The 22,351-nt window shown below is 52.8% G+C and carries 21 protein-coding genes and 5 pseudogenes; 13 read left to right on the top strand and 13 right to left on the bottom strand.

What is annotated here, in order from left to right:
• Positions 1 to 43 precede the first annotated feature (43 nt).
• From EL645_RS45135 to istA, 5 genes and pseudogenes are all read right to left on the bottom strand, one after another.
• A pseudogene (locus EL645_RS45135) lies at positions 44 to 556 on the bottom strand (metallophosphoesterase family protein); the annotation flags it as partial.
• 171 nt (positions 557 to 727) lie between these two features.
• A pseudogene (locus tag EL645_RS45130) lies at positions 728 to 880 on the bottom strand (nucleoside kinase); the annotation flags it as partial.
• Positions 881 to 913: 33 nt separating this feature from the next.
• Positions 914 to 1,576, bottom strand: coding sequence for an alpha/beta hydrolase (locus EL645_RS00120; protein ID WP_126548168.1), 663 nt, complete (start codon positions 1,574 to 1,576; stop codon positions 914 to 916).
• A gap of 705 nt (positions 1,577 to 2,281) precedes the next feature.
• Positions 2,282 to 3,076 carry an IS21-like element helper ATPase IstB gene (gene istB, locus EL645_RS00115; RefSeq protein ID WP_126548167.1) on the bottom strand — a complete coding sequence of 265 codons (795 nt, stop codon included), beginning with the start codon at positions 3,074 to 3,076 and terminating at the stop codon, positions 2,282 to 2,284.
• A 61-nt stretch (positions 3,077 to 3,137) separates the two neighbouring features.
• On the bottom strand, positions 3,138 to 4,322 hold the full coding sequence (gene istA, locus EL645_RS00110; RefSeq protein ID WP_126548166.1) for an IS21 family transposase: 1,185 nt from the start codon (positions 4,320 to 4,322) through the stop codon (positions 3,138 to 3,140).
• Between the two features lie 195 nt (positions 4,323 to 4,517).
• Between istA and EL645_RS00105 the strand changes: the two genes are divergently transcribed.
• Positions 4,518 to 4,889, top strand: coding sequence for a hypothetical protein (locus tag EL645_RS00105; protein ID WP_126548165.1), 372 nt, complete (start codon positions 4,518 to 4,520; stop codon positions 4,887 to 4,889).
• Between the two features lie 287 nt (positions 4,890 to 5,176).
• Here the strand turns inward: EL645_RS00105 and EL645_RS00100 are convergent.
• The 5 genes and pseudogenes from EL645_RS00100 to EL645_RS40375 all read right to left on the bottom strand — a co-directional run.
• Positions 5,177 to 5,611, bottom strand: a pseudogene (locus EL645_RS00100) (IS6 family transposase); the annotation flags it as partial.
• A 430-nt stretch (positions 5,612 to 6,041) separates the two neighbouring features.
• Complete coding sequence (locus EL645_RS00095) at positions 6,042 to 6,197, bottom strand: LysE family transporter (RefSeq protein ID WP_126548164.1); 156 nt, start codon at positions 6,195 to 6,197, stop codon at positions 6,042 to 6,044.
• Positions 6,198 to 6,216: 19 nt separating this feature from the next.
• A complete protein-coding gene (locus tag EL645_RS00090) occupies positions 6,217 to 6,657 on the bottom strand; it encodes a LysE family translocator (RefSeq protein ID WP_126548163.1) in 441 nt (146 codons plus the stop codon).
• A 179-nt stretch (positions 6,658 to 6,836) separates the two neighbouring features.
• Positions 6,837 to 7,148: a dihydrofolate reductase family protein gene (locus tag EL645_RS40380; RefSeq protein ID WP_218031635.1), complete on the bottom strand. Its 312-nt coding sequence runs from the start codon at positions 7,146 to 7,148 to the stop codon at positions 6,837 to 6,839.
• Positions 7,149 to 7,156: 8 nt separating this feature from the next.
• Positions 7,157 to 7,363: a hypothetical protein gene (locus EL645_RS40375; protein ID WP_218031634.1), complete on the bottom strand. Its 207-nt coding sequence runs from the start codon at positions 7,361 to 7,363 to the stop codon at positions 7,157 to 7,159.
• A gap of 640 nt (positions 7,364 to 8,003) precedes the next feature.
• Here EL645_RS40375 and EL645_RS00080 point away from each other — a divergent pair.
• Together EL645_RS00080 and EL645_RS00075 are read left to right on the top strand one after the other, a co-directional pair.
• Positions 8,004 to 8,813, top strand: coding sequence for a GNAT family N-acetyltransferase (locus EL645_RS00080; protein WP_126548162.1), 810 nt, complete (start codon positions 8,004 to 8,006; stop codon positions 8,811 to 8,813).
• Between the two features lie 234 nt (positions 8,814 to 9,047).
• Positions 9,048 to 9,998 (top strand): alpha/beta hydrolase, encoded by a 951-nt coding sequence (locus EL645_RS00075; RefSeq protein ID WP_126548161.1) that lies wholly within the window; start codon positions 9,048 to 9,050, stop codon positions 9,996 to 9,998.
• Positions 9,999 to 10,070: 72 nt separating this feature from the next.
• Here EL645_RS00075 and EL645_RS00070 read toward each other — a convergent pair whose 3' ends face one another.
• A complete protein-coding gene (locus EL645_RS00070) occupies positions 10,071 to 10,595 on the bottom strand; it encodes a transposase (protein ID WP_246035228.1) in 525 nt (174 codons plus the stop codon).
• Between the two features lie 418 nt (positions 10,596 to 11,013).
• Between EL645_RS00070 and EL645_RS00065 the strand changes: the two genes are divergently transcribed.
• Complete coding sequence (locus tag EL645_RS00065) at positions 11,014 to 11,244, top strand: hypothetical protein (RefSeq protein WP_126548160.1); 231 nt, start codon at positions 11,014 to 11,016, stop codon at positions 11,242 to 11,244.
• Positions 11,245 to 11,847: 603 nt separating this feature from the next.
• Here the strand turns inward: EL645_RS00065 and EL645_RS00060 are convergent.
• Positions 11,848 to 12,633: pseudogene (locus EL645_RS00060) on the bottom strand (PAS domain-containing protein); the annotation flags it as partial.
• 999 nt (positions 12,634 to 13,632) lie between these two features.
• A complete protein-coding gene (locus EL645_RS00050) occupies positions 13,633 to 15,039 on the bottom strand; it encodes an ISL3 family transposase (protein ID WP_126548157.1) in 1,407 nt (468 codons plus the stop codon).
• A gap of 371 nt (positions 15,040 to 15,410) precedes the next feature.
• Here EL645_RS00050 and EL645_RS00045 point away from each other — a divergent pair, with 371 nt between their 5' ends.
• The 9 genes and pseudogenes from EL645_RS00045 to EL645_RS00005 all read left to right on the top strand — a co-directional run bounded on the left by EL645_RS00045 (position 15,411) and on the right by EL645_RS00005 (position 22,343).
• Positions 15,411 to 15,971, top strand: coding sequence for a hypothetical protein (locus EL645_RS00045; protein WP_126548156.1), 561 nt, complete (start codon positions 15,411 to 15,413; stop codon positions 15,969 to 15,971).
• A 410-nt stretch (positions 15,972 to 16,381) separates the two neighbouring features.
• A pseudogene (locus tag EL645_RS00035) lies at positions 16,382 to 18,210 on the top strand (reverse transcriptase/maturase family protein).
• A 575-nt stretch (positions 18,211 to 18,785) separates the two neighbouring features.
• Positions 18,786 to 19,400 carry a Mu transposase domain-containing protein gene (locus EL645_RS00030; protein WP_126548154.1) on the top strand — a complete coding sequence of 205 codons (615 nt, stop codon included), beginning with the start codon at positions 18,786 to 18,788 and terminating at the stop codon, positions 19,398 to 19,400.
• Positions 19,401 to 19,426: 26 nt separating this feature from the next.
• On the top strand, positions 19,427 to 19,903 hold the full coding sequence (locus EL645_RS43725; RefSeq protein WP_281276244.1) for an ATP-binding protein: 477 nt from the start codon (positions 19,427 to 19,429) through the stop codon (positions 19,901 to 19,903).
• Between the two features lie 101 nt (positions 19,904 to 20,004).
• Positions 20,005 to 20,202: an ATP-binding protein gene (locus EL645_RS43720; protein ID WP_281276243.1), complete on the top strand. Its 198-nt coding sequence runs from the start codon at positions 20,005 to 20,007 to the stop codon at positions 20,200 to 20,202.
• Positions 20,203 to 20,463: 261 nt separating this feature from the next.
• Entirely contained in the window at positions 20,464 to 20,871 is a 408-nt protein-coding gene (locus tag EL645_RS00020; protein WP_126548153.1) for a hypothetical protein, read from the top strand.
• Positions 20,865 to 21,464 carry a hypothetical protein gene (locus EL645_RS00015; protein ID WP_126548152.1) on the top strand — a complete coding sequence of 200 codons (600 nt, stop codon included), beginning with the start codon at positions 20,865 to 20,867 and terminating at the stop codon, positions 21,462 to 21,464. The genes EL645_RS00020 and EL645_RS00015 overlap by 7 nt, the downstream gene beginning before the upstream one ends.
• Entirely contained in the window at positions 21,452 to 21,838 is a 387-nt protein-coding gene (locus EL645_RS00010) for a hypothetical protein (RefSeq protein WP_136625143.1), read from the top strand. Before EL645_RS00015 ends, EL645_RS00010 begins: the two co-directional genes overlap by 13 nt.
• A 172-nt stretch (positions 21,839 to 22,010) precedes the next feature.
• On the top strand, positions 22,011 to 22,343 hold the full coding sequence (locus tag EL645_RS00005; RefSeq protein WP_126548150.1) for a hypothetical protein: 333 nt from the start codon (positions 22,011 to 22,013) through the stop codon (positions 22,341 to 22,343).
• The last annotated feature ends 8 nt before the right edge of the window (positions 22,344 to 22,351 follow it).

Genomic DNA, 22,351 nt, shown 5'->3' with positions numbered 1-22,351 from the left:
GGGCCGGCATTCCAACGCTCCCAGGGTTAATGAGGAGCTTTCCTTGCGGGAGGGAAACCGTGCGCGGGATGTGGCTATGTCCACTGAGGATAACGGGTTGGGCAATCTCAGCGACGCTAGTCGCGATGGCTAAAGTACTTCTCAAGAAGACACCAGAAGGAGTGACCTCTTCAAGGAGATACGGCGCATCGAAGAGGTTGCCATGGCAGGCAAAGAGCTCATCGGCGACAATGGTTGTGTCCGGCAAGGAGTACAGCCAGGCAAAATGAGCCGGGGTGAGTTGGGTGCAGGTGTAGTTTTGGGAGAGCGAGCATTTTTCCTGCGGCAGAAACAGCTCGCGATCGTCGTTGCCACAAACATTCATCATCGTGCGGGCGATGAGCAGGTCGGCGGTGCCCGTGGGATCGAGCAGGCCTGTCAGGTGATCTCCCAGATTCACGATCTGTTGGATGCCTCGGCGATCGATATCCTGCAAGATCGCTTCCAGGACCCAACGATTCCCAGGGATATCGACAATGACCGCCAGAGAAGTGTGAAAGGTCTTCGTTTCGCTCATGGTTTTCTCTTTTCTCAAAGCAAGGTGTTTTCAGAAAAGTCTACTATATCGCCGCTTCTCTGCAAATATGCTCAACATTGAGGAACGGTCAGTCAGCAAGCTGTCACTCTCTTGCTACTACCTCGTTGCGCAATCCGTGGGAAAGGGGGACTTGTGGCGATCAGACGTGAAGATATCCGTTGGCGTACCTGTTTCCAGATCGCCTTGATACCTCAATTCCCGGTCACTATGAATGGCCTGGTAGCCACGACGCTGTAATTCTGTGCAGACCGACGTTTTGCCCGTGCCGGAGACCTCCTCGATAAGATAATTTCTCTTCCCCATTCATTGTCCTTTCCTTAATAGGTAGAAGGTCATCTATTCGCGTCCAAACGCCCATGCCACCATCAGCGGGAACTCTTTTCGCCAGAACGCGTCGCCGTGGGATCCGGTCCGCTCTTTCATGACCACGTCCGCACCTGCATCGCGTAGCGCGGCCGCCCATCTCATCGCATTCTCAAGGAAGAACGGCTCTTGCGTGCCAGCAACAAGGTACGTGCGCGGAATCCGAGGAGGCATCCCCTCCGCCGGTGTGTAGCCTGCCCCCGGCGAGGCGCAGAAGATCGCACCGTAGACGTCGGGGTGCCGGAGCCCAAGAGCGAGCGCGAGCTCTCTCCCCGCCGAGGCGCCGAACACCGCGGTGCGTTCAGCGGGCAGCCCTACTCCAAACCGCGACGTTATCCATTGGCGCACATTTCCGACGAAAAACTTCTCATGTGCTGCGAACCGTTCAGCATCAAAGACCGGTGAGTACTCCTGGAGTCGCAGATGCTCGTTCGTCAGCCCATGTCCACCAACGATCATCGTGGGCGGAACGTCAGCTGCCTCGAGGAACGGGCCCCACTGCGAGATCCTCTGACCGTCACTGGCGAATACAACGGCCTCGGGCGGATCTGGCGGGACGTACACCGTCACAGGCCTCCCACCGTCGTAGTCGAACGTCTTGGTGACAAACGCTCCCGCTGTTGCACGGTCATTCATGTTCACACCTCAGCCCTCGTCTCTTTTGGAACAGACACGCACAGGTGTGCTTGTCTCCCAGGTAGTATACCCCATCCTGCGCGTTGAAAGAGCGTGGGAAATCTTTGCCTCTCGTGGGTGTAAACGCGAAAAATACATGAGCACTTTTTTTCATGGTGGCCTGGGGAGAAAGAGGGAGGGGGAGAAACGGGAGGGAAAGCGCATGGGGAGAGGATGGAGGGCGATGGAGGCAGGAGAAGGAGCGCTCAAAAAGCGAAGAAAAAAGCCAACCAAAGAAAAATGGAATTGACTGTGGTAGCCTCCTTGTGTCATTTTTTGATTGATAGATGAGATGAACATGTGAGCGAAAAGTGAGATGGTGGAGATAGAAGGGGACAGGGGGAGAGTGGCGAGGAAGGTGAAGCTGAAGGGCGTCGCGAGAGCGGAAGAGGGCTGCGAAAAACGCTGGTGTGGAGCGTTTTCAAAGGGATGTGTGTTCACGATGTGTTGGATGGGGAAGAACGGAAGGGAGAGACGTTTTAAGAAGGGACGTCTGTTGTCGAGATGGCAGGGAGTGTCAATGCCGATGTACACGCGAGCCGATTTGGAATTGGCTGACTTGAGAAACAAACTCCAGAGAATACGATTCCTGAACGCCGGCGAACAGACGCCGGCCAAATACGGCGCCAGATTGAGATGTTCAGAGCGCCGACAGAGACACGCCGATTACCGAACGCCGGTGGGTACGACGCTGGTGGCACTGAGCGCCGCCTCCGATGGCGCCGAAACACTCGCTCGGTCCGTCTGCCGCTCTTTCATGCGGTAGCTGCGCCCATTGACAGCAATCACCTCGGCGTGATGCAACAGTCGGTCGAGGAGCGCCGTAGCCAGTACTTCATCGCCTAGCAACGTTCCCCATCCCGCAAAACTGGTGTTGGACGTCAAAATGATCGAGCCGTGCTCATAGCGAGCCGTCACTAATTCAAAGAAGTAGCGTGCTTGCTCCTGCGACAAGGTCGTGTAGCCCACCTCATCAATCACCAACACACTTGGCGTAATGTAGCGACGCAACCGGCTTCGCACGAGACCAGGATGCGACGCCGTAGAGAGGGCATGCGACAACTCTGAGAGGGTAGTGAACAACACAGAATGGCCTGCAGTCAGCGCTCGATTGGCCAAGGCCAGGCTCAAGTGCGTTTTGCCCGTTCCCGGAGGGCCAAGAAACACAATATTGGTACACGTGCGTACGAACGACAGATCAGCCAGTTCCCGGAGCCGACGTTCAGAGAGCGAGGGCTGAAACGAAAAGTCAAAGCCCTCGAGCGTCTTCGTGCTGGGAAGACGGGCTGCCTTGAGTCGCCTTGCGATCGCCTTCTGTTCGCGGCCTTCTACTTCAGTGGCCAGCGCCCGTTGCAGCAACGTTTCATACGTCCACTGTTGTGTGCTCGCCTCCTGGAGCAGCTGAGGCAAGGCAGCCTCCAGGTAGGGCAGGTGCAGCTGCTGGTAGATGCTGTGTTTCATGCCAACACCTCCTGCACACTCTCGACTCGGCCATACTGATCATATTCCTGCAAGGGACGGGTCACGACATCGGGCGCCGGCTGCAGATGTCCCAAAGGACTGGCGTCCGCCTCTGAGCCGAGACAGAGGGTACGCTCTTCCACTGATCAGGATGCGGCACACTCTCCTGAGATCGTGGCCGCTTCTCGATCTCAAAGATCCGTTTCCCGTCCGACCACATCGTTAGCACCCCTTTGCACTCTCGAACCAGAACCGATCTGCCGGCCAGATGGAGCGGGCCAGGTACGCCGTAGAGCACACCATCGTAGGACAGATAGCCGTCCCAACTCACTTTTCGCTCCTCGGTCGCGAAGCGCTCCCAGGCAAAATCGGCAGGCAGTGGCAGCAACCGCTCTTCGACCAGTCGCTCCACCGGGCGTACATGTGTGGTCCGATGCACCCGCGTATTGATCCGTTCACCCCAGGCACGCGCCTGGCGGTTGAGATCATCCAGATCGGTGAAGATGATGCCAGCCCACAAGCTCTTTTTCACATGGCTCACGGAGCGTTCCACCTTGCCTTTGGTCTGTGGGGTATACGGCTTGCACACCCGTGCTCCCACGCCGATGGAGACCATGAAATCGGCAAAGCGGGGATTCCATTTCGGCTGATTCTCCACCATCTCCAGCAAGACGCTTTTCATCCGATCGGTCAGTGCCACGCGAGTGAGCCCTCCGAAATATTCAAAGGTTTCCATCAAGCAGCGAATGAGCGTGGGCGTATCGCAGCGTTTGACAAACGTCACGAACCGCATGCGCGAGTAGCCCAGAATCGCAACAAAGCCGTAGTACTTGCGCAGTTCTCCTGCCTCCTCGTAGACGAATTCGCCCCAATCAAATTGCACCTGGTCACCTGGCTTCGTCTCGTAGCGCTGCACAGGTGCATGTCCAGCCACCGCTGGCCGAAGCGGATGGACAAACTCCTTGAGAATACTGATGCCACCGGTGTAGCCCATCTTCTGTAAGCGAGTAAAAATCACCTCACAGTTCGTGCAATGATCTTCGGTCACCCACCGCTTGATCTGCTCGTGAAAGGGATCCAGCTTGGAAGGCCGGGGAGGTCGTGGTTTGGGTAGCACCGCTTCAGGATGCTTGAGATATTTGCGGACGGTGGTTCGTGAAATCTTCAATGCTTGCGCAATTTCCTGAACTGATTTGCCTTGATGAAAAAGATCATGTATTGTTAACACTGTCTGACTCCTAAGCATGGGGCGTCTCCTGAGGATGTTGTTGGAATACCTCAGTGTACCGCCCTCTTGGGGGTCAGTCAATTTTTACCGGCTCAGTATACACCCGGCGCTAACAGGAGAGAAGGTTTCGTGGAGCGTTGCGTGTTTCTGGTGTGTCACTGCTGCTCTCGTGTGATGAGCGGTGTTGTTTTCTGAAGAAGGAAAGGATGAAGGATGCCTGATCTGTGGATAGCGGATATTCCGGAAGATGTTTTTGGTTCTTTGCAAACGCTGGCCCGTTCAGCCAAGGTAGCAGAAGAGGTGTGGATGCGAGAGTACATCATTGCGTCGCTGCGGGTGATATGCCCTATCCCTCAAGAGTCCTATGTGCTTCATTGTAAAGGCAAGCAGGGGAGTTCTGGCATGATTTCCCGAAGATATAAGGAACCGATACTCCAAACAAAAGCGAGATTGGTGTCACCTCGTCAAGAAGAAGCGTTTGAAAAAGCAGCGGAATTGGTGCGCCGAAACAGGATAGGAGATCGCGAGCTGGCCATCCAGGTGCTTCAAACGGTATTTGATGAGGTTATTGAAGATCTCGGATGATGGACCGTATCACGTGAGTGGATGACTAAAGGAAGGATGGAGGCAAGGTGAGCAGGCCCGGCACCGTACCGTGCCTGCTCACTGAGGTGTGAGAGGAAGCTGGTCGCTATGGTTCCAATTGTGTGCGCAGGAGGGTGGCCAGCTGGGTAGTGTGGATAGCGACATCTGGGGAGGAACGGAGCACGTGGGCGACGATGCGTTGGAGATCGGCGTCGAAGTGATCGGGGCGAGGCAATAGCCTGCAGGTGTGTCCAGAGGGCATCAGTGGAGGCGTCGTGCAGGCCGAGCAGAGCGCGTTGTTGGGCAAGAGGCACTAATTGGTTCATTGTTGTGCGAAAGCGGAAGAACTGCTGTAACTCATCAAAAGTGCGACAAAAGCGGGTTGGCAAGGCTACGTTTCCGAAATCTCGCATCGGGTAGTAGCGTTGTTTGACCCCACGATGATCTTGTTCCAGTCGGTTGTTGAGATAGGGATTGCAACGATGATGAACCTGGCTAACAAGTGTCTCACGAATCGCGCGCGGATAGGAATCATGTCCATCGGTCGTCACCTGCTCCGGTCTGTGTCCAACTGTCTCGACTGCTTGTCTGAAAAAGCACTTGGCGGCCTCCATATTCCGTTTCTAGCTCAACATACAGTCAACCAGATTGGCATCACGGTCGATAACACGATACAAATAACACCACTTCCCATACACCTTGACGTACGTTTCATCGACAAACTAGGATCGACCTGAGTTGGCCTAGCTTTCCAGTAAAGGTGAAGGAGAGAATACTGCTCAGCCAGGAAAACCACTGCGGACTGCTCGGGGCGAACGGAAGTGTGGGTTCATAGTGGTCAGCCTCATGAAACGCATAGCATTGGTGTTCGGGAACCCAGGTGAGATGGTACTGTGCGCTCTTTGGCAACGCAGATAGACCTCCTGCTCGTCTTTTGCTACCCATGCTGGTCTGGGTGCTACCCAATCAGCTCATCAAGAGGAGGATACTGTTTGGGGAGCAAGAATACAAGAGAGTGGATGCACTCATGTAAAATGTTGCTGAAAAATGCGGGCCATGCCGGACAACGACGAAATGAAAGTAGACAAATGGCAAAAGTATCTCAAGTTTCTGTATGAGCCTATCTCGTCCAGGTGGAGAGGCGGTTTGGGGTTATCTTTCGAGTGCCAGGCGTACACCCAACGCAACAAATAGCGCCCCGGTGAGGTAGCCGATCCATCGCTTTGCTTTCTGATAAACACGTGTCACTGGTTTCAGAGAGAAAGCACAGACGACCAGGCTATACCAGACAATATTGACGCTCAACATCAGAGCGACACTCGCAGCCTCAACCCAGAACGGAGGATGGGCAGGGAAAGCACGACAAAGACACTGCTAAAGAAAGCAAGCACCTTTGGATTCCCCATATTCGAGAGAAAACCAACTCTCCAGGCAGCAAGTCTTGAAGCAGTGATTGCTGCAACAGAGGAAGAGGGAGCAGGATGGTGGGCATGAAGAATCGCTCGAACCCTAAGTAGATAAGATACAGCGCCCCGAGCAGGCGTATGATTTGGACCAACCAATTGACTTGTGCTAACACCACCGCTAACCCGGCCATGCTCCCGATGATCCAGACAGAGAGCGCGCTCGTGCTCCCTAGAGCGACAAAGATCCCTTCGCGGCGCGAGCGGGTCGAGTAGTAGACCGTTGTGGCAAAGTCCGGACCCGGGCTCATAGCTCCAATAAGTGTAACTCCAACAAGCGTAAGAAGACTTGGAAGATAGGACATAAAACCATTCCCTTTTCTTCGCTCAGAAGCATCATCTGGAATGAGAAGCGTCCCGGACGCTGCTTCAAGAGCAAGTATACTTTATTCACATAACTGCCAACAGTGGAAATAGGCCATGTGGGGAAGATTGTAGCTCGTTTACACCTATCGCGCAATGGTGAAATGAGAGATCATATCCCTCATCTCTTCTCTACGTCGTAGATGATATGAGCAACTTCTTGCGATGGAACAGCCTCCCTCATTTTTATCTTGATATCGGGGTTCATGTTCGCAAAGGGTGGAGTGCCGTGACCAAAAACTACCGGCGCGTAGTGGATCGTGAACTCATCGATCAACCCTGCGTTGAGATATTGCTGGATCGTATTGGCTCCTCCCGCTATTCTGATATCTCCATTGCCAGCAACCGCTCGGGCTTGACGAAGTGCGCTTTCGATGCCGTCAGTGACGAAGTAGAATGTCGTGCCACCAGGGCGCTCCCATGGGGCGTGCATCTGGTTAGTCACGACAAAAATGGGGTATAGAAGGGAGCCTCTTCGGGCCAGAAACGCTCGTCACCACTGAACATATTCTTCCCCATGATACTGACGCTGGTGCGTTGAAAGGTTTCTTCCAACATGCTGTTGGCTCGACCTGTCTCGCCGCCTTCGCCTAGTTTGAGATTCTCGCGGAAGAATTGCTGCTGAAACATCCAATGTTGGAGCTGCATTCATTTGTTCATCCACTGTTTGTATTCCGGGTCGTTGGCATGGGCATACTACTGGCGAACCCTCGAAAAAGCGGAGACAAAGCCATGCATACAATGCACCGATGATGTCTCCGCTAAGAAGACACATCATCTTGTTCAAACAACACAGGAGGCTTGTCCTGTTGGGCTGTTCGATAGGCTGCTGTGTGAGCTGCCGGGAGAGCAATGTTACTAGCAACCAATCCAGAGGGGCTTGATTAGGTTCCTTACCGCAAGGTCGGGGGCCTTTTATCTGGATTAGTCTTAACCATCAACTCTATGTTGAAGGGCCAAAAATCAACGTGCCTCGCAAATACTGGATTTTGCTGGCTTCTCAGGCTATACTAGAGGTGATGCTCTTGCAGAGAAGAAGGAAATTCGGCATGGATTGAAATATTGAACTTCATCAATTAAATGCTTGCCTTTCATACTTGCGAGGAGAAGGAAGCCCGGCAGAAGGTCGACTGTATTCCCTGAGTCGATTTCGTTCAAACGTTGAATGAACTTGAAAACGCTTGGTAGGAGGAAGTGTGTGCTGGAGTATCGCATATAGGCATTCATTTAAAATATAACTGGCTTAAAGGAGTAAGCAAAAAGTAATAGAAAGGGATTTTCCACATTTATGAGCAAAATGCTACAAAGCATCAATCCATCAAGCATTCCAACTGCTATAGACGCTAGTATAATCACTTATAAGAGCTTTTTATGTACCTCCTCACACGGACAACTTCACCAGGAGCCGGATCTGCTCTGGACGGAGTCCAGTCTTGTCAACGCTGTTCTTTACACAAATCTGCAACAGGATACACTACCCTCCACGATTGAGCGCATCCGTAATCACTTTGCGCAATGCAAGCATGGTTTTCAGTGGCACCTGGGACCTTCATCGTGTCCAAAGAACGCTGGTGATATCCTGCTCACACACGGACTGAGGCATGATGAAGATGAGCCGGGCATGGCCGTAGATCTGCACATACTGAATGAAGATATTCCACTCAACTCAAATATTACTATTCTTCCGGTTACTGATCATGCGTTGTTGGAGCAATGGATTCGTGTCTGGTTGTTCCCAGTACCAGAAGAGATTGTACGCACATGTATTGCTAGCTATACACGTGTACCGCTTGGTTTGGCTAGTCCTCTACAGTTCTACCTGGGTCTACTGGATGGGAAGCCAGTGGCGACTGTTTGTGTTTTTTATGATGGGAATGTGGCAGCCATTCATTATGTTGTCACACTTCCTGAAGTGCGACAGCAGGGGATTGGTGGCGCGATGACCCTTATGGCAGCACGTGCGGCACGGTCGAAGGGCTATCGAGTCGCGGTACTTACCGCCTCGCCATTCGGCATCAATATCTATCGCCGCCTGGGTTTCCGTGAGTATTGCACGTTCAGCACATATGAATGGAGCCCGGAGGAAGAGCAGGCTTAGTGCAGAGACATAAGACCAGTGTTGTAAGAAGTTGTTCTGTGAAATGCATTCACGTGCTAGAAGTTTTCCGCTTCGTTCTCTGATACGCTGCCTCTCACAGATAACAGACTCTGGTAAGACAAGGGAGATGTGAAGGAGAGGAGCAAGCCTTCATTTGCTTTTTTTTCTCTTTCTGAGCTTATAATCTCAAATAGATCAGATAATCAAGCGCAATGGAAGGATTAGACCATTCAGATGAGCGAAGTAGATTTTCGTCGTTTTCAACAACAGATACTCGACCTGTATCAGGCGAACGCATATACCCAAGCATTGATGCTGCTCGAGCAGAATTATCAGAACCATCCGGACTACGCGCGCACTATCGCCTATTGGCGCATTGGCGCCTATGCGTTGGTTGGGAAACAGACGGAGGCATTGCAGATTTTCCAGGACGTTTTGGATCAAGGTGAGTGGTTTCCCCCCGCCTGGTTGGACCACGATGAAGATCTGGTTTCCTTGAGGCCACTGCCAGCATTCCAGATCATGGTCGAGACCTGTCGTCAGCGTCTGAATGATCTCCAGAACACGATCCAACCAGAGGTTCTGATTGCTCAACCAGAACTATCAGCAAACGCATTTCCTCTGCTTCTCGCCATGCATGGGAATGGGTCAAATGGTCACGACACGTTGAAACAGTGGAAGGGGTTAACAACACAAGGCTGGCTGGTGGCTATCCCACAATCCACCCAGATCGTCGGGCCAGATGCCTATGTGTGGGATGACCGAGACAAAGGCATCAACGAGGTACGCGAGCATCTGACGAGATTGAAGGAGGATTGCTCCATCGTTTCAGAGACGATTGTGCTTGGCGGTTTCTCGGCGGGTGGCGCACAAGCCATTTGGATGGCGCTCCACCAGTCCGTTCCCACATGTGGCTTCGTGGTGTTGGGTCCTTATTTGCGTGACACTGAGATCGAGGCACTGTCCAGTTTTCTAGAGCATCAGAAACCAACGCAGATACGTGGCTATATTCTCGTTGGCGAGAAGGATGCAGGGGGTCTGCAAGCCTCGCGTGTCATCGCTGAACTGATGCACACTCATCATCTTCCCTGCGAGCTGGCACTGCTTCCTGACTTGGCTCACGCCTATCCAGCCGATTTTGTGCACGCTGTAGTGAGAGGACTCACATTTGTGACGCAGAAGTAAAAACGGGACCGCTCATGCTCTTGCGCACATCATGATGCGCAAGAGCATGAGCAAGTGAGTGCGCATCCATGTTCACAGTGAGAGAGGCTCAAGCTGTGAACAGCCAAAGTAGTCACACACGCATTGCTGGAGTTCCGAAGCCGTCAAAAGGCGGGCAGGTTCGACAATCGCTCGCTTGCTGTGGACCCACTTTGGCTCGATTCGATTCAGCCAGGGGCTCTTGGTAGGCAACCAACACGGAATGATGCGCACAGCTGCTTTGCCAGCTTGAGCGTCTTGCAGAGCTGCTTGGTTGTGCTCATGCAGCCACGTTTTCACCTGTTTACTTAGGTGCCAGGAGGCGTTGTCCCAAATCAGCACGAGCACACTTTTGCCTTGTGCTTGGACCTGCTCACACAGCCACTCCAGGAAGTCGATGGTCATCTGGCTGACGGGGCGGCCTGACACGAAGCGTAGGTGCATACGACCACTCATGACAGAGAGCATTCCATAACACGCCAACGCTTTGGGATCGGGGTCGTTCTTGTCTTTGCTCAGTTCCTGCAAACGCAGCGGCTCGTCCTGTTCACTCCAACTGTGCAGGTTGGGCTGGCTCACTCTGCTCCACCATACTGGTAAATTAAGTGAAGGGCTGACCGATTTTGCACGGAAGGGTGGAAATCTACACTGAAGGATGAAACTTGATGCTTTGATGTCTGGAAAAGCCGCTCTATAGAAAAAGTTGTAAATAACGTGAACGCTCCTGGCAATTACCACACTCTTGTCATGGAGAAAGGGCCTGATTTTCTATCAGACATCTGAGCTGGTGAAGACAGGGGTTTGTCCTGATTAGAACAGGAAGTCGGAGTAGGAATCTGGCTCAAAGTGGGAGCCAGACATACTCCTCTAAACGTACGCACTAACTTGGGGCAACGCTATCCCCATTTCAGCAGGGATGAGGCAAAAAGAAACTCCATCCATGATGATAGCTCAAAAAGATCGTCTAGATATCATTTCCAGAAGGAGTCTACGCACGATGCGTGTAACACAGGGAGAACAGGCACATCCTGACAGAGGGTCTGCCCTTTCTTGCCCAAATACGCCAGAAGCCAGATACTTACATCCTTTCAGGGAAAGTCTTGTTAAGACCGCTTCTCGTCAGAGTTCAGAATTTTTGGGTAACGCAGATACATCATTTCTACGAAACGATGTGATCGTTGTGTTTGTGGTGCGTAAATATAGTTATATGTTGTTATTTGCGGGATAAAATTATTTTGCATGTGATTTCTAAAATTTGTTTGATGATTTGAAGGACTATGTGTAAATCAATTGATTTGTAATTTTATTAAAAGTTTATAAGTGAGAAATAAATTGCGAGGTATTTTGCGAGGTGGATTTTTAGTGCGCATTTATACTAAAGAATTAATATTGGATATTTATTGCGGTGGTGGAGTGTTTTCCTGATACTTTGTGACATTATCACACATAATTTGTTATAGCATCTATTTTAATGTGACTTTTTTGATCATTGCATAGAGTATACGATAATGGTGTTCTTTTGTCAAGTATTTATATTTATCTCATCTACTATTGATAGAGATAGAATATATTTCCTATTTATACGAGTATTTTGAAAGGGGAGGTAGTGTTCTATTTCTGAAATGACGAACGTCTTTCTAGCTTTCTCTATCTGGTCGCCGTCTTGGATTGGTATTCACGCTATGTGCTGGCGTGGGAACTGGATCAAACCATGCAGGTTGCCTTCGTGCTCGAAGCGTTGTAACGAGCCTTGAGACAAGCTCATCCGGCCATTTGTAACAGTGATCAAGGCTATGCCGGAAGTTACAAAAGAGTCCTTCCGCTGCTGCAACTCGTGACGAGCAGCATTATCCATGACAATGCCAATGCCTTGTAGCATCTGGCCATGAACAGCGATGCCCCCCAATAAAACAGGGAGCTTGCTACCATCTTTACACACCAATTCTGTTTCGAACGGGGTCTTGTAGTGTTGCACCACTACTTCCTGATGGACCTGTTCCGGAAATGAAGAGGCGAGTGCCGGCGTCGTTGTTGTCCACTGAATATTTCGCTGATCCAGGTCTTTCTGGCTATATCCTGTCATGCGGAGAAAGGTGGTATTCGCATCCACAATCTCATTATCCTCAGCGACAAAGATGCCAATCAAGCTGGAGCGCATCAGCAGGTCCACACGCTCCTGGCTCTGACGCAATGTATCTTCGGTTTGTTTCTGGTCATCGATGTCGGTGCAGCTAACCATCCATCGTACAATCTTTCCCGCTTCATTATAGTATGGGACAACCTGTGCGAGAAACCAGCGATAGGCACCTGTATGTCCCTCTCTCAGACGATATCTCACGGTAAGCGGTACACCGGTCTCAAAAGCCTGTTGCTGCAGTGCCAGAACGTATGCTCGGTCCTCAGGATGAAGGTTCTCAGGCCATATTTCTTGCTGCAAGAACAGGTTAGCACGGGAAGGCAATTGTTGTTCACCGCTATAGTCACGCCAGCGTTGGTTAGTATAGGCAACGCAACCATCCGGTTGAACGATCCAGATCAATTGAGGCAGCGCATCAATAAACGCATACTGCTCGTTGCTCTTCTCTTCCCATTTTCTTTCTTCGGTTATAGATTTCATGTCGTCATGTCCCTTTCACATACCTCATCCTTGATACACAGTCTCTCCCGCTTGCTAGATAGTCGCCAGGAACGAGTCGAAGCCCGTCATGGCTCTCTTTCCATGGTTGGATGGTTGGATCAGGACCAATCAACCACCTATTGATACGATAGCCCACGACGGAGGGAGAGCCAATGGTCAATAGAGCCAGGAAACGGACGGATCTGGCCATTTGATAATTGCGCGGAATCTTCGAACTCATTTCAGATGAGAGGCTTTCGACGCTTCCTCATTCCAGCCTTTGTGTTGTTTGTCGAATAAAAGGGTTCTCCCGCACAAATAGTGCTCAGTAATAACAGGAACTGCAGCCGTCGTTCGTAAAAGGAATCAGGTACGATATTGAACAGGCTTGCATGTATGCGTGTGCGAGAGGGAAGGATGAGCCTCTAGCCGGTGTGTGCAGTGTCCTGCATGTTCATAGGGGAAGAGGGAGCCCTTTGGTGATGTGAGAGGAGTGTGCTTTTTTGTGGTATATATGGTGGTGCGCCGTCACATATAGCAGCGTTGGGTGACGGCTTGTGTGGGAGCATGGAGTGAACATACGCTCATCATGTGCTCATCACTCTGTAATCACTTTGCCTGTTATTGTTCTGATGCGCGTTTTGTCAGGTGGCCTGGCACGGTGGGGAGATGCGGTTGTATGCCATATTGTGCATATTTGTGTAGGAACGCGCTGCGAGGAGAGGAGGAAGGGCGACGGGTTACCAGGAGTTGACAAGAATTGACGTTTGTTGCCCTGTGTTGCCATAAATTGACAAACATGAGTTTGCGGTGCGCAGGGAGTGTGGTTTTTGTGTGCGGCAAATATGTCGCTGCACCGTCATAAATGAAGAGCGAGGGCAGAGAGGGATGCGGTCTTGGATGAGATGGCGCAGATCAGTCAGGAAGCGGGAGAATATGAGGGCCCAGAAAGGATGGCATGATGGGGAAAGAGGTGTTCTACGAGGAGATTGTGATTTTTCACCAGTGGCTGTAAACCCCTGGTGATATTCCATTCCCACGGAATTTGTGTTTGTGGCAGGATGCCAATTCCTTACAAGCAGCCAAAGCCGGAGATGTGGGGACGCAGACCTGTTCTTGTCTCTGTTGTTTACGAAGCTGCGTGATAAAGAGCCGAAGTAAAGGCTCCGAGCCAGTATATCCGGCCAGTGTGATCTCGTGGTAGATCTGGGTTCCGTTATGGCACCCTTGTGCCCAGCGTTCCAAAATCAAGGGTTTGTAGGGATCAAGAATGCTCGGCTTGGGCACAGAAGGGACCCGTTCAGGGAAACCCTCAGCCTGAATGAATTGCATCACCTTGTGGCGAGAGAGTTGCAAACGACGGGCAATTTCACGTCCGGAAAAGTCTTGTTGGTGGAGTTCTCGAACCGCTTCATAGCACGCATACCGTCGTGCTCGGCTCGCTTGTTTGCGTTCTTGCGCCAATGTCACCTGCGTTTGAGAGGTAGTTCGATCTTCATACTCTCGCAAGCTTGCTGACATCTTGCGAAAAAGAGGCTTCTCTTGATCGGCAGGAGGAGTAACAGAGGAGGCATTCTTTGGTCTTCCTCGCGCTTTTTGTGGAATGGCATCCGAAACAACTTCCTCGGCTTCTGGCAGCAGGGTATGTTTGCGAAGCAGAAAATCACGGAGATGTTCGCGGAGATTTTTTAACAGGTGAAATCGATCCGCAACTTCGAGTGCCTGTGGTGCTCCTTTTCGTACCGCCTCAGCGTAGGCACCTGCACGATCCCGGCTGACGACCTCAATTTCTGGATGAAGCCGTAACCAAGCCTCCACTGTTTCGGCCTTGCGGTCGGGGAGGATCTCGATGGGGCATCGCCGCTCAAGATCGACGAGAATACTTCCGTATGTCATACCTTTTCGCCAGGCCCAATCGTCCACGCCAAGAATTCGAACGGCATCGGGAGTTGGGACAGACCGCTCGCGCATGCGACGAAGCAGCGTCGTTGCGGTGACTGACATTCCCAACTTCGGAGCCAAACGCACTCCTGCCTCTGCACAGGTAGCAACCCCCACGTCCTGGAGAGCTTGGAGCAAACGGTTGGTCAGGCGCGCATACGGGCGCACGAAATCTGGCATACGCTCAGTAAAAATTTTGTGAGAGCACGCTGGGACGCCGCAGATAAATTTCCGCACAGTGAGAGCCAGGGTCACCTGACGGCCGCTGCTTGGAACATCGGCGACCAATCTTCGATATGAACTATGTATTCGTTCTGAACGCTGCTGGCATCCTGGGCAGAGGGCGAAAGAAAGATGGCAGGTAATGCTCACCACCAGGCCAGTGTCTGAGGCTTCAAATCCCAAAATGCTGATCCCGTCGGGGAGAGGAAAAAATGGAGAAGAGATTGTGTCTGAATTACTCATCGAACTGCACTCCTTGCCACATGTGTCTCACAGCCATGTATCGATGACAGTCTATCAAATCTCTGCAGCTTTGTTCAAGCAATCAAGCTCACTTTTTGTGGCGGAGAGCCAGAAAAGGGAGCCACCAGGCCCCCAGTGATAAAGAAAAGGTTGCCAGAAGAGGAGCTGCAGGCTCTTTGTGTGGTGGGAAGAAGGGAAGTGATAAAAGAGTGATATTGATTGATACATAGAGAAGAGGTGAATGAACATATAGGAGGATATGGAAATAGGGAAGTGATAACGAAAAGGTTGCCAGGGAGCGGGGGAGGCATGTATGATAGGGAGAAAACAGGCAAAAGAGAACTGATGATAAATGTGAGGAGGAAGAGGCAGTGGCGATACGAGAGGAAGAAAGGGAACAGATTCGACGGGCGTATTATGTGGAGCGCAAGAGCCAGCGGCAGATTGCGCGCGAGGGGGGATGGAGTCGGAAGGTGATCAAGGAGGCGGTGGGGAGTGAGGGCAGGAAGGTGAAGGGGAAGAACGAGCCAGGCAGGCGGCAGGGAAGGTTGGTGTATGAGCCGTATCGGCGGCGTGTGGAGGAGATGTTGGAGGAGCAGGAGCGTTTGCCGGTGAAGCAGAGATATACGGCAGCGCGGATCTATGAGGTGATTCGAGAGGAGGGATATGGCGGGTGTGAGTCGCGGGTGCGGATGGAGGTGGGGAAGTGGAAGCGGCGTCGGGAGTCTGGGGAGGTGTATGTGCCGCTGAGCTATGAGCCCGGGAGGATGCGCAATGTGACTGGGTGCGCCGTGTCGGTGCATATGCAATACCCGTGTAACACGGGAGAGGAAGGGGGTAATGAACCTCTAGGACATCCAACCGACCTGGAGCGGAAACGCAAAGGGGAAAACAGCATGTTGGAAACGCGGAGAACCCTTGAAGGCATGTAAAGAGTTGCTCTGCAAGTCCTGTGTGCATGGTGAAGCTGGCCAATTGCTAAACCTGAGTTCTCGCATGATGATCACTTGCATCCGTTAAAACCATGCCTGAAAGAACGACATCAGAAAAGCATGAGACCCCAGTCCTCATGATAACACCCCCTCTGATGAATGGCGGGTAATGAACCCGAAAGAGAACAAACGGGCACCTAAACACACTACACGTTGCATATGCGCAAAAGCGGGATCGCCTAAAAGTTGCGAAACTCATGGCGACGGAACCCCCATACGAGACTTCAATGGAACAACGCTGATCCAACGAAATCAAAGGGGCAGCCTGCGAAGGCAGGCCAGAGTGCGTGAAAGATACCCACGCAGAGGGAAGGTATCAAGAAGTTACTAATGCATGGAGGTATGCGAAATTGCAGACAACCGAAACGTATTTAGGGCTTCTCCGTGAACGCGGCAAGCGGGGCTTGCCATTAAAGCGCGTCTACAGACAACTGTACAACACAAATCTGTACTTAACTGCCTACGGTCGAGTCTACCGAAATGCTGGCGCGATGACGCCCGGCGTGACGGAAGAAACGGCTGACGGCACCTCTCTGGAAACCTTTGAAGCCATCATTGCTGCACTGAAGCAGGAACGATATCAGTGGCAACCAGCGCGAAGAACCTACATCTTGAAAAAGAACGGGAAAAAGAGACCGCTCGGCATACCTGTTTGGAGTGACAAACTCTTGGCTGAGGTTATGAGAATGATCCTAGATGCCTACTTCGATGGGACATTCAGCGAACACTCTCACGGCTTCCGTGAAGGACGAGGATGCCATACGGCTCTCCGAGAAGTCTACCGAATCTGGCAAGGCACAGTTTGGATCATCGAGGGCGACATAGCTGACTGTTTTGGCTCCCTTGACCATAATCTCATCATTTCGGCACTCGCCGAACACATCCAGGATGGGCGATTTCTCAATCTCGTCAAAAAGCTTCTCGATGCAGGCTACATGGAAGACTGGAAGCTCAACAACACCTTCAGTGGAGTTCCACAAGGAAGCATCTTGAGTCCGGTCCTCTCCAATATTCTGCTCTCGAAACTGGATAGATTTGTGGAGACAGAACTTATCCCCGAATACACCAGAGGGAAGAAAAAAAGGCCAAATCAGGAATACAATCGCCTGATTAACCGCGCCCGCAAACGGCACAACAGAGGACAGAAGGAGGCTGCCCACAAGATCAAGCAACAGGCCCAAAAGCTTCCCTCCATCGATCCCCAAGACCCCGGCTTTCGACGACTGAGATACGTAAGGTATGCAGATGATTTCGCCCTGTCGTTTGTTGGCCCCAAGGAAGAAGCAGAGGCTATTAAGCAACGGCTCCGAAAGTTTCTGCTTGAAGAACTCAAGCTCAATCTCTCGGACGAGAAGACGTTGATTACCCACACACGGGACAGCGCTGCCAAATTCCTCAATTACGAAATCACGACCTTACACTGCGACACCAAACAGACCCGCGACAAAAACGGGCGAAGAGGCCGAAGCATCAATGGAGGCATCGGTCTGAAAGTACCCAGAAAGGTCGTCGAAAACAAATGCAAGCAGTATATGCGCAAAGGAAAGCCCTCTCACCGAGCAGAGTTGCTCAACGAGAGCGACTTCACCATCATGGCAACTTACCAGCTTGAATATCGGGGTTGGTCAATTACTACCGGATGGCCTACAACCTTTACACGCTCCGCAAACTCAAGTGGGTGATGGAACAATCGCTCACGAAGACGTTAGCGAGCAAACACAAAATATCAGTAAGTAAGGTGTACAAGAAGTACAAAGCGGAAATAGATGTCGAGGGGAAGAAATACAAAGGATTGCAAGTCACGGTCTCGCGTGAAGGGAAAAAGCCACTTGTAGCCACTTGGGGAGGCATCCCTCTTACCTGGGATGTCACCGCACCCATTGAGGACGAAATGAAGCAATACGCCTGGAAACGGTCAGAACTAGAACGGCGACTCCTGGCCCAAACATGTGAACAATGCGGGGCAACCCGCATGACCACTAAGATAGAGGTGCATCACATACGGGCATTGAAAGACCTGAACAAGTATACAGGTCGAGAGAAGCCGCAATGGGTCCAAATCATGGCCGCCCGCCGGAGAAAAACGCTCGTCCTCTGCCATACCTGCCATATGGACATTCAACACGGACGCCCACACAGACGCAACAAGGTATCACGCTCACGGACAGGAGAAACCTGATGATGCTGGAAAGCCCGGTGCGTTGAAAGGCGCACGCCGGGTTTGGAGGGAGCCGGTCAGAAAAAGGAACAACAATGTCACCTTCGCTGGCTGGCTACCCTACGGGGAAGCGGTGGTGGAACTGGGTGGACGAGCGGTGAAGGTGCAGGTATTTGTGTTGGGGATGTGCTATTCGAGGAAACTGTATGTGGAGGCGTTTCCGACGCAGCGGCTGGAATGTTTTTTGCAAGGGCATCGGGATGCCTTTGCGTACTTTGGGGGGTGCCGCAGCGGATTATTTATGATAATGTGGCGACGGCGGTGCATGTGAGCCAGGAGGGAGGAGAGCGGAAGCGAGAGGAGAGAAGGAGTTTTGTGGGATTGCGGAGCCACTATCTCTTTGAGTCACGTTTTTGTACGCCTATGCGCCGGAGGAAAAAGGGGGAGTGGAGAATGGGGTGGGATATATGCGGAAACGCATGTTTGTGCCCGTGCCGCGGGTGAAAAGCTATGAGGAGTTGAATGAGGTGTTGCGGAAGCGCTGCGATCGGGAGAATGGGAGGAAGGTGAGAGGGGAGAAGAAAACGATCGGAGAGATGTGGGAGGAAGAACGTGGGCATCTGCGAGGGGTGCCGGAGGGGGACTATGAGTGCGCGGAGATTCGGGAAGCGAGAGTGACGCCGTATAGTCAGGTGATCTTTGAGACGAATCGGTATTCGTTGCCAGTGAAGCGAGGACGAGAGCAGGTAACGGTGAAGGCGTCGGCGTTTCATGTGGAGATTGTGGAGGGAGTGAAGGTGCTGGCGCGGCACGAGCGCAGCTATGAGCGAGAGGAAGATGTGCTAGATCCGCTGCATTATGTGGGATTGATCAAGCAGAAGCCAGGATCGTTCGAGCATGCGTTGCCCTTAAAGAAGTGGAAGAAGCAGTGGCCGGAGTGTTATTTCGAGTTGCTCAAAAGGCTGCGTGAGAAGTGGCCGGAGGGGAGAGGGGTGAAAGAGTTCATGGGAATAGTGGCGTTGCATCAGAGATATACGGCGCAGGTGATTGAACTGGCGATCAAGCAGGCGTTGGCCTATGGGTGTGTGCATGTGGATGGGGTGGAGTATTGCGTCTCGGAGTTGTTGGGAGGCAGAAAGGAGTGGAGGCAAGAGGAGAAGGGGGAAGCCAGGAGTCTGGGATTGATCTGGCGAGGTATGAGGCGATCGTGACAAGCCGGTGGTAGAGGAGGGGATGTATGACCCAGAAAGCGTTACTGGAAGAGTATTTGGGGCAGCTGAGGCTGTCAACGTTTGTGCAGAACTATGAACAATATGCGCAAGATGCCGCGCGTGGAGACTCGACGCCTGAGCAATATTTGTTGGCGTTATGTGAAGCGGAGATGGCGCAGCGGAAGGTGAATCGGATTGAGCGAGCGATTGGGGCGGCGAAATTTCCGATCATCAAGGATGTATCGAGCTTTGATTTTAGCCAGGTAGGAGGGGTAAATAAGGGTCGAGTGTTGAAGCTGGCGCAAGGAGGATATATTGAGCAGGCGGAAACGATTATTCTGATGGGCAATCCTGGATTGGGAAAGACGCATATTGCGACGGGATTGGGGATGGCGGCGTGTCGGCAGGGGAGACGGGTGCGGTTTTATAGTGCGGCGGGAGTGGTGAATGAGTTGTTGGTGGAGCAAAAGGAACTGCGTTTAACGAGGGTGTTGGGCAACTGAGGAAGGTAGAAGTGTTAATCCTGGATGAGTTGGGATTTATCCCATTTACCAAAGATGGCGGTCATCTGTTATTTCAGATGTGTTGAGAGCTCTATGAAAAAGTGTCACTGATTAGCACGACGAATTTGCGGTTTGCCGATTGGAATAGCGTGTTTGGAGATGAGCGGATGACGGCGGCGCTGTTAGATCGGTTAACGCATCGGGCGCACCTGTTAGAGTTTGTCGGAGAGTCGTATCGTTTCCGAGAGCGGCTGCAGAAAGATGAGCAAGGATCGACGTACGGAGAGTGGGTGGAGTAAGCGCTCATGAGAGCTGAGAAGAGGCGGGGGTGAGCCAGGGCGAGTGCTGGTTGATCGTGAGGAACGGCCTCAGAAGGAAAAAAGGGTGGAAGAAGAGGGGAAGGCTTGACGAGCGCTTTTTTTTTTGGTTAAGATGCATCGTACGATGTTATGAATATTCATACGGTGTATTTAAGGGAGATGGAAGGGTAGGGCAGGTGAGGGGATCGCGCAGCCAGGGATGGCTGGTAGCATGTGGAGAACAGAAGGAGGAGAGCAGGGATGGAGAAGAAGACGTTCGGAGAGCCAGTGCAGACGGCGACGGTGGTGGGAGCGGCGTATGGGATTCACCGGACGACGCTGACACAGGCGGCGAAGGCGGGAGTTTTGGGCAGGAGTGCGTATCGGTCAGGGGATGCGTGGCTGATTAAGACAGATCACCCGGATTTCTGGGAGTGGGTGCAAGAGCATGAGTATCACCCGCGGGTGAAGGGGTATCGCAAGCAGCAGGCAGCCAAAGCGGCGCAGCAGGGCCTGCTGGAGGAGGCGGAGAAGCCAGAAACAGTCAGAGGGCAGGCCTCTGACTGCGATGCCGCAGGGGAGCGCCTGAGAGGGCCGGTGCCCCGGAGCAGAAGCCGGGGGAGGAAAGGAGAGGAGACGCCCTGGCAGAGGTGCCTGCGCCCGTGGTAGTGCCGTCAGGCAGGGAAACGCACGAGGAGGGAGGCCGTCGCACTGAGCCTGCGATGGAGCCATCGCAGGTGGCATTGGGAGCGGTCGCTGGTGAGGATCATCCAGAACGAGATGCGCCTGGCGGTGTGCGAGCGCAAGGGGAGATGAGCGCGGATCCGGTGAGCGTATGGAGAGCAGCGGACAGCGAGGTGCGTTTGCGCCGGCGTCGGGTGATCGCGTATGTGGACGTGCGCCGGGGAGAGGGAATGATGGATGTCGGAACCCCTTTCACCTTTGGTAGGCAGGCACCGCTTTCGGAGGTGCTGGAGGCGGTGCCGCAACTGGGCGAGGCGAGCCAGGTGCGTCTGTGGTTGTGTGGGGAATTGCCGTGTGATAGCAGTGGCTCCTACGAGGGGTGGGTGCTGGCCGGGAATTGCGCGAGCGCTACACGACGGGCACACGCGGGCATTACCTCTCGGATGAGCGGCCAGAAGAGACGGTGGCGCGCTACCGACGGCGTGGGAGTGAGCAGGAGATCGAGATTCGGCACGTCTTTTCGTGGTTTGGGACCGAGTGTCGAGCCGCCGAGGCGCGAGCAGCGATGGTGTTGTTGACACGCTTCTTACAGGAGGTATGTGGAGAAGAGGCGAGCGCCTACGCCACGCCGGCTCTGACGTTTCAAGCGCTGTGGAGTCGGCTCAACCGTATCCAGAAGCGCAGCTTCGCGCCGTTGCCAGCGCCGATCCGCGAGACGATCCGGTCGCACGCGGGGCAGGGCCGCATCGAGCTGTGTACACTGCCAGAGCTCAAGCGTCTGCCGGCGCTGTACTACTATGATGGCATCTTTATGTATAGCGCGCTGGCGTGGGGATTACCGACGGAGCTCGCGATCCACGATAGCCGCAATGAATATGCGGGGAAGTGGCGGCGCGCTACCGCATTCGCTATACGGTGCCGTCGGATTGGCAGCACCTGGGCCTGTTCATGACACCGCGAGACGTGGTGACGGGGAACCAGCGCGATCGACACACGTGGATATTTCCCGGAATGGAGTACGCAGGCCAGGCGTATGAGACGTGGGTGGACGGTTCCGAACTGGACGTGCTGTCCATGGCCTATCCAAGCATTGAGCAGGGTTTTGCGGCCTGGGCATCGAGATCTTGGAGCGGATTGTCTTCAAGCCAGAGAAAGCCTCGGTACAGAAGAAACCGCTGGATGGCCTGGTGGAAAAGCTGGCGACGCTGCGCGAAAAGGTGGAACGCGACAGCCAGGAGCGCCCGGAACTGGACAGGTGTATCAGCTGGTGCGTGGGGGATCCGCAACATTGTGTTGCACGGGATTGGCACCTTTCATCGTCGAGCCGGAACGTGACATACATCCTGGGCATAGAGGAGCCGGCGCCGAATGGCTATAGCAGTCGCAGGGAGATCGATACGGATACTGTGTGGTACAGCGTGCCGGCGGCGACAGAACGACTAAGCCAGCAGTTTTGATACCCCGA

This window comes from Dictyobacter kobayashii (genome assembly GCF_003967555.1).
GTDB classification, from domain to species: domain Bacteria; phylum Chloroflexota; class Ktedonobacteria; order Ktedonobacterales; family Ktedonobacteraceae; genus Dictyobacter; species Dictyobacter kobayashii.
The sequence above is the reverse complement of the archived record's forward strand: the minus strand, read 5'-3'. Positions and strand labels throughout refer to the sequence as shown.

Excerpts from the sequence above, each read along its gene's own strand:
- EL645_RS00120 (WP_126548168.1), bottom strand. The coding sequence starts at position 1,576 with ATGAATGACCGTGCAACAGCGGGAGCGTTTGTCACCAAGACGTTCGAC.
- istB (WP_126548167.1), bottom strand. The coding sequence starts at position 3,076 with ATGAAACACAGCATCTACCAGCAGCTGCACCTGCCCTACCTGGAGGCT.
- istA (WP_126548166.1), bottom strand. The coding sequence starts at position 4,322 with ATGCTTAGGAGTCAGACAGTGTTAACAATACATGATCTTTTTCATCAA.
- EL645_RS00105 (WP_126548165.1), top strand. The coding sequence starts at position 4,518 with ATGCCTGATCTGTGGATAGCGGATATTCCGGAAGATGTTTTTGGTTCT.
- EL645_RS00095 (WP_126548164.1), bottom strand. The coding sequence starts at position 6,197 with ATGTTGAGCGTCAATATTGTCTGGTATAGCCTGGTCGTCTGTGCTTTC.
- EL645_RS00090 (WP_126548163.1), bottom strand. The coding sequence starts at position 6,657 with ATGTCCTATCTTCCAAGTCTTCTTACGCTTGTTGGAGTTACACTTATT.
- EL645_RS40380 (WP_218031635.1), bottom strand. The coding sequence starts at position 7,148 with ATGCACGCCCCATGGGAGCGCCCTGGTGGCACGACATTCTACTTCGTC.
- EL645_RS40375 (WP_218031634.1), bottom strand. The coding sequence starts at position 7,363 with ATGCAGCTCCAACATTGGATGTTTCAGCAGCAATTCTTCCGCGAGAAT.
- EL645_RS00080 (WP_126548162.1), top strand. The coding sequence starts at position 8,004 with ATGAGCAAAATGCTACAAAGCATCAATCCATCAAGCATTCCAACTGCT.
- EL645_RS00075 (WP_126548161.1), top strand. The coding sequence starts at position 9,048 with ATGAGCGAAGTAGATTTTCGTCGTTTTCAACAACAGATACTCGACCTG.
- EL645_RS00065 (WP_126548160.1), top strand. The coding sequence starts at position 11,014 with ATGCGTGTAACACAGGGAGAACAGGCACATCCTGACAGAGGGTCTGCC.
- EL645_RS00050 (WP_126548157.1), bottom strand. The coding sequence starts at position 15,039 with ATGAGTAATTCAGACACAATCTCTTCTCCATTTTTTCCTCTCCCCGAC.
- EL645_RS00030 (WP_126548154.1), top strand. The coding sequence starts at position 18,786 with ATGTGGGAGGAAGAACGTGGGCATCTGCGAGGGGTGCCGGAGGGGGAC.
- EL645_RS43725 (WP_281276244.1), top strand. The coding sequence starts at position 19,427 with ATGACCCAGAAAGCGTTACTGGAAGAGTATTTGGGGCAGCTGAGGCTG.
- EL645_RS00020 (WP_126548153.1), top strand. The coding sequence starts at position 20,464 with ATGGAGAAGAAGACGTTCGGAGAGCCAGTGCAGACGGCGACGGTGGTG.
- EL645_RS00010 (WP_136625143.1), top strand. The coding sequence starts at position 21,452 with ATGGTGTTGTTGACACGCTTCTTACAGGAGGTATGTGGAGAAGAGGCG.